The following is a 14,872-nucleotide window of genomic DNA, read 5'->3' on the forward strand; positions in this document are numbered from 1 at the left end:
TTAGTTAATATTTATTATCATCCTGATTGAGTATGTGGACAATATCTATGCATTAAAAGTCTGAACCATATCGACTTTTATCCCCGGAATAAGAAAGCGTTACTCTGAATAGCAAAAAAGCCGCACTGCCATCTCGTTACGGAGGGGCGGTGCGGCTTTCGATTCGGCTATATTTTAGTGAACATTACCGTTATAGCTGGTGGTTTTGCATGTGTTTTAAGAATACATCGGCAGGCATAAAACCGGTTACACGAGCATTTGGAACATGGTTACCCTCACCATCCCAGAACTCAATCGTCGGTAAGCCGAGCACCTGTAATTGTTTAAGCAGTTCAATGTCTTGAGGCATGTTTCTCGTTACATCCGCTTGTAGCAGTACGAAGTCAGAAAGCTTGTTTTCCACATCAGCTTGGTGGAAGGTGTACTTCTCAAACTCTTTACACGCCACACACCAATCGGCGTAGAAGTCGAGCATCACAGGCTTACCGAGTTTCTTGGCTTCGATGAGCTGGATTTCTAATTCTTCAACCGTGTTGATGCGTGCAAATTGGATTTGCTGTTCAACCATCACGCTCTTTTCTGCAAACCAGTAATTCAACGCAGGTTGCGCAGAAGCGAATAGGCCGAGCATTGCGATGATGCCCACTGCGCTCTGTTTCCAGCCGCCAAATGGCAGTGCATTTTTGCTGTGGTAAAGCCAACCAAAGGCGATGAAGCCAAGGCCAGACCAAAGTACCGTCGCCCATAATTCAGGAATAATTCGCTCTAGCAGGAAGATAGGCGCTGCCAGCAAGATAAAGCCGAATACGATCTTCACCTTATCCATCCAGCTGCCTGCTTTTGGCAGTAGCTTATTACCAAATACCGCAACCAAGAGCAGCGGGATACCCATACCCATAGCTAACGCATACAGAGCAATCGCACCGGTAAATAGGTCGCCACTCTGAGCTACATACAGCAGCGCACCTGACAATGGCGCCGTGGTACAAGGTGAACATACCAAGCCAGAGATAGCGCCCATCGCGAACACGCCCAAGCTATTGCCACCTTGCTGCTTGTTGCTTTGATTGTTAAGCCAAGTTTGGATGCTGCTTGGCAGTTGCAGGTTATAAACGCCAAACATTGACATCGCTAACGCCACGAACAGAACACTCAGCGCGATCAGCACGTAAGGGTGTTGCATAGCAGCTTGGAACTGCATGCCTGCAGAAGCAACCACTAAACCTAATAAGGTGTAGGTCAACGCCATGCCTTGCACATAGATGAAGGACAACATCAAAGCGCGACCTTGGCTGAGCTTGCCGCCACCCAATACGATACCCGTCAGAATTGGGTACATAGGCAGAACGCATGGCGTAAAGGCTAAGCCAACACCGAGTGCTAAGAATAATAATGGAGTCCACCAACTGTCACCGAGTTTATCGGCTAGGCTCGCTTCTTTTGAAACGGGTGCGCTTGATTGTGGTGTCGTGTTATTTGCCACATCTGCTTTTGGAGAAGCAACTTGTGGTGCGGTGTTCGCTTGGTTGCTGGTAGTGTCGGCAGCAGTGTCGCTTGAACCCGTTGCTTCAAACGGCGCTATGTCGATTACTCGAGTTTCTGGTGGGTAGCAGAAACCAGCATCTGCACAGCCTTGATACTTAACGACCAGCTGTGAGCCATCTTGGTAACTCTGTAGCGGAACTTGCACGAATAACGGCTGAGTATAAATGCTCACCTCACCGAAGAATTCATCTTGGTGTGGTTGGCCATCTTCCATTTCAACGTTGCCGATAGCGAGGTTTTGGCCAGTGAACGAGAGGCTATGTTGATAGAGGTAGTAGCCCTCTTTTACTTGCCAGTCGAGAAGGACCTTGCCGTCTTGTTGGTAGTAATTGAAAGGGAAAGCTTGGTCTACAGGGACAAAACCGTTGTTATTGCCTCCGAAGCTTGGCTCGGCGTTGTCGTTTCCAAAAAGCGCCCACGCAGGCTGGGTGAACAGGGAAACGCAAACAAAAAGTAATGTGGCAAGTCGTCGCATACTATTTAGTCATCAAAATGGAGTTGAAGGTATCTTAACTCAATCAGACCGTAATAGTTTGTGATTAGTTTCATCGACCAGCAAATATCCGCTAGGGCGGGTGAGCCACTTTCTTAGGCAGTCGAGAGAGGGTTAGCTGCGCAACTGCAGTGAACAGCCCTTGCCAATAAGACATTTAGGCAACACCTAAGCGTGCTCTTACTACTTGTTCACAAGCATCAATGTTCATCGTGTCTTTCGGAATAATGAGCACGGTGTCATTGCCGCCAACCGTACCGATAATCTCGGTATGTGGGTCGATATCGACTAATCTTGCGACCAACTGTGCGCAACCAGGGTTTGTTTTTACAATCACCATCGCTTGGTTGTGAGTAATTAATTCGATTTGTGATGAGATTGAGGCATCGACACGCACAGGCGCGCTTTCAACCGTGATGCAGTAAACCTTTTTGCCACAGGCATTCTGAATTTTGACAACGCCAAGCTGTGACAAAATGCGAGAGACGGTCGATTGGCTAATGCCTGTATAGCCAATGTCGACGAGTTTCTCGCGCAGTTGATTCTGGGTCGAGAAGCTTTGTTGTTGTAGTAAGCGTTTGCACGCGGCAGTCAGTGTTTTATCTTCAGCTGAATACAAGCAACCGTGCTCAGTGATTTGGTTCATGAACAACTCCTTAAGGTCAACGTGTTGATATCGCTTGTCCATAGCGCAGAACGCACTCCCAAAGCCGTAGAGTACGATTGTTAATTAGGGCTTACCGATGAACCCCGAAATAAGAGGGAGGGTATGCGAGATGTATGATCATCTATGCATTGAGTCTACCACTAAAGGATAGTTATCTTTTTGAAGGTGATCACCAAACAAAATTCTGGTTAATTGCTTTTATTGTGGAGTTTTATTCTTTGGTTAAATGGATATTTATTCCGTGTTGGGAATAAATATCCATAAACTATAAAGGGCTTTTGTTGCGGAGGTAATAGCGCTAAGGGTTAGCGAATTTCACTCATGATCTCGCGAGAGAATACTTTTTCACAGTAGTGACATTTTAACTGTACGTTTTCGTGTTTTAGCTGCACTTTAAAGCTACTTTCGACAGGTTCACCGTGTGAAATACAGTTGCTATTTGGGCAGGCGAACACACTGTTGATTTGTTCTGGCAGCACAAGTGTGAGCTTGTTGACCACTTTGTACTCTTCAATCTGATTCACTGTCGCTTGTGGGGCGTACAGAGCCAATTGATTGGCTTGTTCCTTGGTCAGAAAGATGTTCTCAATCTTGATTAGGTCTTTGTTGCCGAGCGCTGATGATGGCAGGTTTAGCCCCATCGTGATGCGTTGCTCTGTTTTATGCAGCTTGAACAGTTTGAGAATTTTAATCCCAAGATGAGCAGGGATGTGGTCAATGACGCTGCCGTTACGGATCGCTTCTACTTGTAGCTGAGTTTGTTTAACCATGACTGTATCTCCTGCTTATAAAGTGTCGTTTAGAACTAGGGCTAATAAAGCTTCACGTGCATACACGCCGTTTTCAGCTTGTTCGAAGTAGTAAGCGTGTGGCGTTTTATCAACGTCAGTGGTGATTTCGTCGACGCGTGGCAGTGGGTGAAGCACCTTCATGTTTTGACGAGCGTCTTTCAATGTATCGGCGGTTAGGATGTAAGCCGACTTCATGTGCGCGTATTCCGATGCATCGAAGCGCTCTTTCTGTACGCGAGTCATGTACAGGACATCCAGTTCAGGCACCACTTCTTCAATGCTGCTGTGGGTGCTGTATTGGATACCCATCTCTTCCAGTTCTTCACAGATGTAATCAGGCATCGCTAACACTTCTGGCGCAATAAAGAAGAAACGTACGTTATTGAATTTTGATAGTGCTTGCGTCAATGAGTGTACGGTGCGGCCATATTTTAGGTCACCAACGAATGCCACATTGAGGTTGTCGAGCGTGCCTTGCGTTTCGTAAATCGAGAATAGATCCAACAAGGTCTGCGTTGGGTGCTGATTGGCACCATCGCCACCATTCACAATTGGCACACCGTTAGAGAACTCAGAGGCTAAACGTGCTGCGCCTTCTTGTGGATGACGCATCACAAAGGCATCAACGTAAGAAGAGATAACTTGCACCGAATCGGCAAGTGTTTCGCCTTTTTTCGCCAATGACGTGTTACCGCCATTATCAAAACCGATGACAGTGCCACCTAGGCGTTGAACTGCGGTTTCAAATGAAAGGCGAGTTCGAGTTGAAGGCTCAAAGAAGCAGCTCGCAACCACCTTATTTTTCAGCAGCTCTGGGTTTGGCTCTGCTTTGAGTCTTGCTGCAGTATCGACGATAAGCTCCAGTTCATCACGAGAGAGCTCTGGAATGGAGATGATGTGCTTGTTAAATAACGAATGCGCCATAACGGGTCTTCCTTTTTCTATGCATACAGTCAAATTGCGGACAAAAAAAAGCCCCCTAAAAATAGGAGGCTTCGAAACGATCAATAGAGCAAAATAAAAATGACACTAACGCCACTCTTTGGCGTGTAGTTTGACAATTATGTGCGACAGAACTGCGGTTCATTTTTTGCTCTCTTTAGACAAATTGCGGAGGATTATACTCAGATAAAAAGGCCATGCAATACTTTCTGTAAAGTATTCATTTAATGGATTTTTATGCGAAATCACGTCCGTTTGGAACTTCCATTTAAGCCTTTGTCGGAACTGCGAATCTCAGGATTTTTCAGGTAATAATCTTTTTTAGTACATGAAAAAAAATGCGGGTTTTATCCAAGGTCAAAATCCCAAGAATGCCACCCGCATTTCCCTGTTATTGCACTTAACTTGTCAATGTCTTGCGAACAAGTGAGTGCTTAACTTTTTAACTTCGTAACTTTTTAATTTATTAGCTGCCTAGTGTCGCAACCATGACTGCTTTGATGGTGTGCATGCGGTTTTCTGCTTCATCGAATACGATTGAGTATTCAGACTCGACTACTTCATCTGTCACTTCTACGCCATCTTTAAGTTGCGGATATTCAGCAGCAAGTTGCTTACCGACTGTTGTATCTTCGCCGTGGAAAGCCGGTAGGCAGTGCATGAATTTCACATGTGGGTTGCCTGTTGCTTTGATCATTTCCATGTTCACTTGGTAAGGCATCATTAGGTTGATACGCTCAGCCCATGCTTCTTTCGCTTCGCCCATGGATACCCAAACGTCGGTGTATAGGAAGTCACAACCTTGCACGCCTTCTTGGACATCTTCTGTTAGCGTGATTTTGCCGCCAGTGTGTTCTGCGATTTCACGACATTGAGCTAGTAGCTCTTCTTGTGGCCAGAATTGCTTTGGAGCTACAAGGCGGATGTCCATACCCATTTTCGCAGCGCCAACCATCAGAGAGTTGCCCATGTTGTTGCGAGCATCGCCTAGGTAAGCAAAGCTGATTTCATGTAGCTGTTTACCACGGCCGTATTCCGTCATGGTTAGGAAGTCAGCCAAGATTTGAGTTGGGTGGAATTCGTCAGTCAGACCATTCCATACCGGTACACCAGCGTAAGCGCCTAGTTCTTCAACGATCTCTTGACCGAAGCCGCGGTATTCAATGCCATCGTACATACGGCCAAGAACGCGAGCGGTATCTTTCATAGATTCTTTGTGGCCAATTTGAGAGCCAGATGGACCTAAGTAAGACACGCGAGCACCTTGGTCGAATGCCGCGACTTCGAATGCACAGCGAGTACGAGTTGAGGTTTTCTCAAAGATAAGTGCAATGTTTTTGCCAGTCAGTGTCGGCTGTTCGTAACCGTTGTACTTCGCTTTTTTTAGCTCCATAGAAAGATCTAACAAGTGTTGAATTTCGCGTGGAGTGAAATCTAGTAGTTTTAGGAAGTTACGATTGCGTAGGTTAAAAGCCATGATGTATTCCTTCTTAGATTTAGGCGCTTTCCTGTTACAGGGAAAGAAAATTCAAGAAAGCGCGATTCAATTTTTGTGTATTAATTTCAGTTCAAACGGTGATTCAGTTTTCTCGCAAGGCTTGAAAAGCTCGCGAGTGGATTAATCTTTGGTGATATTGGTGCCCGCCAGGCCTTGCAGGATTTGCAAACCATCTTCGAGCGCACCGATACCGACGACCTTGCCGCCTTGTTGGATGAATTCGCACGACGCTTCAATTTTTGGCCCCATTGAGCCTGCATCAAATTCGAATTGCGCCAGTTCACTTGGTGTAGTGCTACGCAGTGCGTGTTGAGTCGGTTTGCCCCAGTCAAGGTAAACAGCGTCAGCATCGGTCAAAATAAGCAGCGCATCCGCATCCAGTTGTTTCGCTAAGAAAGCCGCTGACATGTCTTTGTCGATAACCGCTTCAACACCGACTAATTTGCCGTTTTCTTTTTTGACTGGGATGCCACCGCCGCCAGTACAAATCACTAGGTGGCCGGCATCGATAAGTTGGGTGATTGCTTCGTGCTCAACAATGCCTGTAGGGCGTGGGCTTGGCACCACGCGACGGAAGTGTTGGCCGTCTGGTTTAACGATCCAGTGGAATTTCTCTGCCAATTCACGCGCTTCAGCTTCTTCGTAGATCGGGCCAATCGGCTTGGTTGGATCTGCGAACGCAGGATCGTTTGGATCAACTGTCATTTGCGTCAACATGCATGAGATGTTGCGGTTAGGCAGATAGTTTTTGAACTCCTGCATCAACATGTAGCCGATCATGCCTTGAGTCTCACTGCCCAACACATCCAATGGATACGGATTTACTTTTTTGTATTCCAAACCTTGCAGAGCAAGTAAACCAACTTGTGGGCCATTACCGTGAACTAAAACCACGTTGTACACTTTCGCGATTTCAGAGATGGTTTTAACAGCTGTTTCAATATTACGGCGCTGAACATCGGCTTCTAACGGCTCACCACGACGAAGTAGGGCGTTTCCACCGAGTGCGACAACAACAGTTTGCTTAGTCATAATTGTGTTCTCTCATTTGGCCAAGCTGAGATTATTTAAGGTCGTTCAACTTGGCCGTTTCGTCTTAGTGATTAGATACCATCACGCTCAATTGGGCAGCTCATGCAGCGTGCGCCACCGCGACCGCGGCCAAGTTCATCTCCAGGGATAGGAAGAACCGTGATGCCTGCTTTGTCGTATTTTTCGTTGGTGTATGTATTGCCTTCGTAGCCAATAACAACGCCTGGTTTAACGGTAAGAACGTTGTTCGCATCGTTCCACTGTTCACGTTCTGCATGGAAGTTGTCACCACCGGTCGTGATTAGGTTTAGCTTGTCTACGCCAAGTGCTTTTTCGATAGCCGTTACGAAGTAGCCCTCTTCTTTCACTTTCACTGCGCCAGACTCATCGCCAGTTAGGTTCCAGCACTGCACGTCTTTACTTACAACTTCAGGGTAAACAGAGAAGGTATCTTCGTTCATGTGAGTCATAACGGTGTCTAAGTGCATGCAAGAGCGGTGTTTTGGTAGTTGCATTGCGATAACTTGTTTCGCTTGACCGTGTTTGAATAGGCTAGACGCTAAGTGCTCAACACCTTGTGCTGTTGTACGCTCAGACATACCGATAAGAACTGTGCCACGACCGATAACAAGAACGTCACCACCTTCAATCGTTGAGTTGTCGTAGCTGATATTTTCTTCATCACCAAAGTATTTAATGAAGTCTTGGCCTGCGAATGTTGGGTGCCAGCGGTAAATAGCGCGAACGTGGTTGGTTTCACGTTGGCGAGCAGGTTTCGCCATCGGGTTGATAGATACGCCACCGTATACCCAGCAAGATGTGTCACGAGTAAATAGGTGATTTGGTAGCGGTTCGATAATGAAGTCGGTCGGTGCGTGCATGCCTTGCATCATTGAAGATGATTTCATTGGCATTTCAGCGTAAGACAGACCGCCCGTTAGGATTTTTGCTAGCTCTAAGTTCGGTAAGTCGCCTAAGTAGCAACGCACGTCGTTAGCAAAAGTTTTACCTAAGCGGTAATCAGAAACTTGATGATTCAAAAGCCAATCTTTCGCTTCTGGCACTGCTAGTGTGTCTGCTAGTAGGTCAGTAAGAAGAAGAACTTCAACACCTTGATCACGTAGCGTTTTAGTAAATGCATCATGCTCTTTACCTGCGCGCTCAACAGCCAGTACGTCATCAAATAGCAAATCGTGACAGTTAGAGGGTGTTAGGTGAGTCAGTGCGCGTCTTGGGCGGTGAACTAGAACGCGGCGTAATTGACCTATTTCAGAACCAACATAGAACTTACTCATGATCGTCTCTCTCTTATATATTTGAATTACTTTTATCGCTAAGAGTAATTATTTATTTTCAGTTGAGATGAATGGATTATTTATTCACATCTCTTGTCTGGAATTAATATTACGCCTGCTAGTCAGGTATTCTTAGAGATCTATCACAAATCGTTTTTTATCCCGCAGCCCTTTAAAATTAAGGGTTTTAACAAACTTTATGCACTTTTAGTTATGAGTAATACATTCTAAATAGTTAGCTGTTTGGGAACTTTATGCACGCTTTTTTGACGAAACTTACTAGAATCTAATTTACGAGGGATTATATGCAGAATATTTTTATTGATAAGAGTGTACTTAGCTTGGAAGTATGCAGTGTTTTTATTTAGATATTTAATTTTGGATCTGGAATTAATTATTTATTAACAAAGTAAATGCGAATAAAGCTGTTGTGATCACATTTTAAAATCGTCTGTTTAAGTGTGTTTTTTGATAAAAAATGGCATTAACTATCGTTTGTCTATTAGTATGTAAATTACTTTAAATATAATTAACGCTAATAAGTGACTAACTATTTGTTTAAACATCACAGTTGAAAATAGAGTGTTATTTCCTCAAGCTAATTTGATGTTTAAAAGTCGGATTGATTCTTCTATTGCGAGTGCTTTGGGTTTGGCTGAGCTTTGCTACGAACAGAAGATAGCTTGAATATCGCGTGTATGGCTTTGAGGAGCTGTTTTAGTAGCAGAGGGTTACATTGGGAGAGGAAGCAATAAAAAAGCCGCTGTGAGAAGCGGCTTTGGATGAGAAAGGAGTGAAGTGCTGTTAGTTAGATCAGCGCACCAATACTCAGTACAACAATACAGAACACCATCAAGATACCGACTAATGGCATCACCCATTTAACCCAGCGTACATAAGGGACGCGAGCAATCGCCAAGCCGCCCATCACCACCGCAGAGGTCGGGGTGATTAGGTTGACCAAGCCGGATGCAGATTGGTACGCAGTGATAACCAAGTCGCGACCTACACCGGCAAAGTCAGCCAGTGGTGCCATGATTGGCATGGTCAATACTGCTAGACCAGACGTCGATGGAACTAAGAACGACAGTAGAATCTCTAAGAAGAACATCACGTTAATGAAGATAACTGAAGAAAGCCCCGTTACCATTTGCTCTGCAGAGAAGAGAATTGTATCAGTGATCATACCGCGGTCCATCACCACCACGATACCCCGTGCAATACCTATGATAAGCGCAACGCCAAGTAGGTCGCGGGCACCATCAATGAAGCTGGTGGTAAACTCTTCTTCGCTCATACGAGCCACAATACCGACGATGATGGTTGCTGCTAGGAACATTGCTGAGATCTCTGCCATCCACCATCCAGCAACGGATACACCGTAAATCATCACAGCGAACGAGCCACCAAAAATGGTCAGAATCAGTTTGCGAGTCGCGGTGAATTCAAGTTTCTCTCCGCTCGCATTACCTAAGAAGTGCGCTTTGTTCTCTTCGTATTTATCGTAGACAATTGATGTTGTTGGATCGGCTTGAACCATTCTTGCGTAACGCATCACGTAGGCAACACAAATACCCCAACCAATAATCAACATCGCAATACGCAACACGATACCGTCTGTAAATGGAATACCAGAGGCGTTAGCAGCGATCACGGTTGCGAATGGGTTAATTGTTGAACCCAGCACCCCAATGCCTGCGCCAAGCAGTACGGTTGCAGCGGCAACTAGAGGGTCAAAGCGAGCAGCCATCATTACAGGCACTAGCAATGTATAGAAGGGGAGTGATTCTTCCGCCATGCCGTAGACAGTACCGCCAGCGGCAAACAGTGCCATCAGGATTGGTATCATCAACTCTTCTCGCCCTTCTAAGCGGGCGGTGACGCGCTCGATACCCGCATCAATAGCGCCAGTTTTGGTTACTAGTCCTAAGAAGCCACCAATGATTAAAATGAATAGTGAAACGTCGATTGCGGCCGCTTCATAACTATTATGGTCGTAGAAGCCATCAATAGGCGCTAGCAGTACATCAATCACGCCTTGAGGGTTACCTTCTACCGCTTGATAGGTGCCGGTTACGGGTACTTCTCGACCTAGCTCTTCATTCATTGCGCGGTCGTATTGGCCTGCTGGAACAATCCAGGTAAGCAGAGCGACGAACGCAATGAGAATAAATAGAATGGTGTAGGCAGAAGGGAATTTAAAGTTGGCAAAGAAGCCGCCCTTTTTTTTCTCGCTTGGTATCGTTTGAGTTGTCATGGCTATCTCCTTACATCATCTTAAATAGAAGTGATGTGAATTAGCGACTAATGATTTATAGATTGTAAATACATTGACACTTATAAAATATCCAACGATATAAAGTTGGATTTTTTAAATTAATGTTTTTATATTTACCAATCCAAATGAAGTTAGATTTATTTTAGCTGCGGTTATTTTATTCCTTACGTTGGAATTTAAGTTTGGTGCTGTTCACAAAAATAATGGCCAATGAATGGGTTAGAAAATGGTAAAAAAATGGCAAGGTTTTTTGGTTAGTTAGCTTGGATTAATATTCGTTGTGGATTAAGGGTAAGTGGGGGATGATTGATTTGGTAGGTGTTGTTTATGAACGGTTAGAATAATCTTGGAATTTTATTCAAACTTTATTTTTAAGCCGTTTTTAAATTTTATAATGGTTATTTGATGCGTATCAAATAATACATTGAGTAGAAAACAAAAAAGGAAGCCGAAGCTTCCTTTTAAATGTTCAATCGCCAGCGTATGTTAGATAAACAGACCGCCGAATGCGAAGCCTAGTGCTACCGCAGTACTGATTGTTACCACACCTGGAATGAAGAATGGGTGGTTGAATACGTAGTTACCGATACGTGTTGAGCCTGTGTCATCCATCTCAACTGCCGCTAGTAGCGTAGGGTAAGTTGGCAGTACGAACAGAGCACTTACCGCAGCAAAAGAAGCAACGGCTGTTAGTGGTGCTACGCCAATTGCTAGTGCTGCAGGCATCAGTGCAACCGTTGTTGCGCCTTGAGAGTAAAGCAGCATAGAAGCGAAGAACAGAACAAGAGCCAGCATCCATGGGTAATCAGCCAGTAGAGCGCCTGCTACGTCTTTGATTTCAGCAACGTGTGCGTTCACAAACGTTGAACCTAACCAAGCCACACCAAGTACACAAACACACGCTGTCATACCAGAGCGGAACGTTGGCGCTGAAGAGATCTTCGCTGCATCAATCTTAGTGAACATCACGATAGCCGCTGCCGCTGCCAGCATCACAGACATGATCGCTTCGTTACGACCTAGCGCTGGGTTTTCAATTAGGCCAACAGAGCTAGAGATAGCCGCTGCGTAACAAACCACGAAACCAATCGCAGCTAGGAAGATGTACGTTGCTTTCTTCGCTGTTGGAAGTATTTCGCGTTTCTCTTCTGTCGCCAGTTTGATTAGACCTTTCTCTAGACGTTCTTGGTAAACAGGATCGTCTTTCAGTTCGCTACCCATGTAGTTCGCAACAACAGCACCAACCATACAAGCGATGAAGGTTGTTGGGATACAAACCATCAATAGCGTTAGGTAATCAACACCAAATGGTGCCAGCATTGCTGCGAAAGCCACAACCGCTGCCGAGATTGGTGAAGCTGTGATGGCAATTTGAGAAGCGACAACTGCGATAGACAGTGGACGCGAAGGACGAACACCTTGGCCTTTCGCTACTTCTGCAATAACAGGAAGCGTAGAGAATGCTGTGTGACCAGTCCCCGCCATTAGTGTCATTACAAAGGTCACAATCGGCGCGTAAAAGGTGATGCGTTCAGGGTGTTTACGCAAAAAGTTTTCTGCAATTTGCACCAACCAGTCCATACCGCCAGCAACTTGCATTGCAGCAATAGCGGTAATAACCGACATGATGATCAAGATTACGTCGATCGGGATGAAAGATTGGCTTGTTGGAACGCCAAGAATAAGTGAAAGGGCAATAACACCAGCACCACCGGCAAAACCAATACCGATACCGCCAATTCTGGCCCCCAAAAAGATAAAGAGCAGGACGATAAATAGTTCTACTGCAATCATAAGTAACACCTCATTTAGATTTTATTATGTGAACATTCGCCGATGGAATGTTCACATAATAGTTCTATGGTTTAGATTCAATTTAGCAAAAACGCAACCAATGGAAATCCACATAATAAGCAGGGTTAACCGTATTGGAGCCTAAAAAAGGGCTCCGCTTGGAGCCCTTTTTCGCTAACGTTATTCGTAGCGTTTTGCTTTATACTGAGGATGCATTAAATTTTCAACAGAGAAAATGTCATCAAGCTCTTCTTCGGTTAATAAACCGCGCTCTAGAACCACATCACGTACACTCTTACCTGTTTCAGCACAGATCTTACCGACAATGTCACCCTCGTGGTGGCCAATGTATGGGTTTAGGTAAGTTACGATACCGATAGAGTTAAATACGTGTGATTCACATACTTCTTTGTTTACAGTAATGCCGTCTACACACTTGTCGCGTAGATTCACACATGCGTTTGTTAGGATGTCTAGAGACTCAAACATGCTTTGTGCGATTACAGGTTCCATAACGTTCAGTTGCAGTTGACCACCTTCTGCAGCGAAAGAAACCGTGTTGTCGTTACCTAGAACTTTAAAGCAAACTTGGTTTACTACTTCAGGTACAACTGGGTTTACTTTAGCAGGCATGATTGAAGAGCCAGCTTGTAGTTCAGGTAGGTTCAGTTCGTTCAGGCCAGTACGTGGGCCAGAAGAAAGTAGACGTAAATCGTTACAGATCTTAGACAGTTTAACCGCTAGACGCTTAAGTGCGCCGTGCGTCATTACGTATGCGCCACAGTCAGACGTTGCTTCGATTAAATCTTCAGCCGCGACACATTCAAGACCAGTTACTTCTGCTAGGTGTTTCACTGCAAGACCTTGGTAGCCTGGTGCTGCGTTTAGACCGGTACCGATAGCTGTTGCGCCTAGGTTTACTTCAAGCAGTAGTTTTGAAGTGTATTCTAGGTTTTTGATTTCTTCATTGATGGTTACTGCCCAAGCATGGAACTCTTGGCCAACCGTCATTGGAACTGCGTCTTGAAGTTGAGTACGACCCATCTTCAAAATTGTATTGAATTCTTGGCTCTTAAGCTCGAATGCGCCCTTTAGGTATTCGATAGCGTCGATCAGTTTACGAACGCTGTTGTAAACAGAGATACGGAAGCCAGTTGGGTAAGCACAGTTTGTCGATTGGCTGCGGTTTACATGGTCATTTGGGTTGATGAACTCGTATTGGCCTTTTTCTTTGCCCATCAGTTCAAGTGCCACGTTCGCAATAACTTCGTTCGCGTTCATGTTTACAGAAGTACCAGCACCACCTTGGAAAACATCCGATGGGAACTGATCCATGCACTTGCCTGTGTCTAGGATTAGGTCACAAGCTTGGATGATGTATTTAGCCACTTCGCTTGGGATTACACCTAACTCTTTGTTTGCTAAAGCCGCCGCTTTCTTGGTCATTACCATACCGCGAACGAATTCAGGTACATCTGAGATCGTTACATTTGAGATGTTGAAGTTTTCAACTGCGCGTAGAGTGTGGATGCCGTAGTAAGCATCAGCCGGAACATGACGTTGACCTAATAGATCTTCTTCGAGACGAGTAGCTTGAGGAGCTTCAATTTGAGCTTCTGATTGAGTAGCCATAACAGGATCCTTAGAGAATTATTCTGATTATATAGTTAGTTATTAGCCTATTCTGTGTGCAAATACTCCGTTCGCTAGAATATTGGGCTGATAAATCCGTCCTGACTTATGTGGCACATGATACTGTACTTAGCGCATAAAAATATTAAGTTGATCACCTTTTTCGGTTTTGTTTCGTCAATATTCAGCAAACTTATTCCGGGTCAATAAACACGCTCATTTACAGGATAAATTTGAGATTGGTAGGGCTTTCAGCGTAAACTGCAAGTAACAAAGGAGGGCGTGTGTTTCCTATCTTATTATTACTATTTATCTTCGTACCCATCATTGAGATTGGGCTATTTATTCAAGTTGGTGGCTTCTTAGGATTGTGGCCAACTATTGCGTTGGTTTTGATTACTGCATTTGTTGGTGCATCTCTTGTTCGTAGCCAAGGTATTCAGACACTTATGTCTGTTCAAGGTCGATTGCAACAAGGCGAAATGCCGGCACAACAGATTCTTGAAGGCGTGATGCTTGCGGTTGCAGGCGTATTACTGCTGACTCCGGGTTTCATGACAGACGCGCTGGGTATGTTGGTGTTGCTACCAGCACCAAGAGCGATGATTGCCAAGAAAATGATGGAAAAAATGGTGGTTAAAAATATGTCTGGTGGTTTCCATGCGGGTGGGCAAACTGGCTTTGGTCAGAGTCCTTTTGGACAAGACCCATTCAATCGTGACCCATTTGACCAGTCAAAAGATGGCAACACCTTTGAAGGTGAGTTTGAGAAGAAAGACGACGATAATGATCGTAACCGACTAAACTAATCCACTTTCCCTCTTCTTTATATAGAGGGAAAAACAGAAAAGGCTGTTACCTTTATCCTTCGTCAGAAAGTGATAACGGTAACAGCCTTTTTTATT

The 14,872-nt window shown here is 44.9% G+C and carries 11 protein-coding genes; 1 reads left to right on the forward strand and 10 read right to left on the reverse strand.

Translation table 11 applies throughout. The annotated features are described in order from the left end of the window. Nucleotides 1–190 precede the first annotated feature (190 nt). The 10 genes from FTW16_RS21665 to aspA form a co-directional block, all read right to left on the reverse strand. Nucleotides 191–2,020 carry a protein-disulfide reductase DsbD gene (locus tag FTW16_RS21665; RefSeq protein ID WP_146492408.1) on the reverse strand — a complete coding sequence of 610 codons (1,830 nt, stop codon included), beginning with the start codon at nt 2,018–2,020 and terminating at the stop codon, nt 191–193. 175 nt (nt 2,021–2,195) lie between these two features. Then, a complete protein-coding gene (locus tag FTW16_RS21670; RefSeq protein ID WP_004729722.1) occupies nt 2,196–2,684 on the reverse strand; it encodes an arginine repressor in 489 nt (162 codons plus the stop codon). Between the two features lie 326 nt (nt 2,685–3,010). Next, on the reverse strand, nt 3,011–3,475 hold the full coding sequence (pyrI, locus tag FTW16_RS21675; protein ID WP_004729721.1) for an aspartate carbamoyltransferase regulatory subunit: 465 nt from the start codon (nt 3,473–3,475) through the stop codon (nt 3,011–3,013). A gap of 15 nt (nt 3,476–3,490) precedes the next feature. Beyond that, the gene (gene pyrB / locus FTW16_RS21680) at nt 3,491–4,420 is read right to left on the reverse strand and encodes an aspartate carbamoyltransferase (RefSeq protein WP_004729720.1); all 930 of its coding nucleotides are present in this window, start codon (nt 4,418–4,420) and stop codon (nt 3,491–3,493) included. A 484-nt stretch (nt 4,421–4,904) separates the two neighbouring features. Continuing rightward, complete coding sequence (locus FTW16_RS21690) at nt 4,905–5,915, reverse strand: ornithine carbamoyltransferase (RefSeq protein ID WP_017063666.1); 1,011 nt, start codon at nt 5,913–5,915, stop codon at nt 4,905–4,907. Between the two features lie 141 nt (nt 5,916–6,056). Beyond that, nucleotides 6,057–6,968: a carbamate kinase gene (gene arcC, locus FTW16_RS21695; protein ID WP_019821541.1), complete on the reverse strand. Its 912-nt coding sequence runs from the start codon at nt 6,966–6,968 to the stop codon at nt 6,057–6,059. 71 nt (nt 6,969–7,039) lie between these two features. Continuing rightward, nucleotides 7,040–8,263, reverse strand: a complete 1,224-nt coding sequence (gene arcA / locus FTW16_RS21700; RefSeq protein ID WP_146492409.1) for an arginine deiminase — start codon at nt 8,261–8,263, stop codon at nt 7,040–7,042. 808 nt (nt 8,264–9,071) lie between these two features. Next, nucleotides 9,072–10,520, reverse strand: a complete 1,449-nt coding sequence (locus FTW16_RS21710; protein WP_017062726.1) for a YfcC family protein — start codon at nt 10,518–10,520, stop codon at nt 9,072–9,074. 507 nt (nt 10,521–11,027) lie between these two features. Then, nucleotides 11,028–12,335 carry an anaerobic C4-dicarboxylate transporter gene (locus FTW16_RS21715; protein WP_017630904.1) on the reverse strand — a complete coding sequence of 436 codons (1,308 nt, stop codon included), beginning with the start codon at nt 12,333–12,335 and terminating at the stop codon, nt 11,028–11,030. Between the two features lie 180 nt (nt 12,336–12,515). Then, nucleotides 12,516–13,967, reverse strand: a complete 1,452-nt coding sequence (aspA, locus tag FTW16_RS21720) for an aspartate ammonia-lyase (RefSeq protein ID WP_146492410.1) — start codon at nt 13,965–13,967, stop codon at nt 12,516–12,518. Between the two features lie 284 nt (nt 13,968–14,251). Between aspA and FTW16_RS21725 the strand changes: the two genes are divergently transcribed. Further along, complete coding sequence (locus FTW16_RS21725) at nt 14,252–14,776, forward strand: FxsA family protein (protein ID WP_060983416.1); 525 nt, start codon at nt 14,252–14,254, stop codon at nt 14,774–14,776. Nucleotides 14,777–14,872 lie beyond the last annotated feature (96 nt).

Origin of the sequence: Vibrio sp. T20, assembly GCF_007858795.1 — a bacterium.
GTDB classification, from domain to species: Bacteria; Pseudomonadota; Gammaproteobacteria; order Enterobacterales; family Vibrionaceae; genus Vibrio; species Vibrio satsumensis.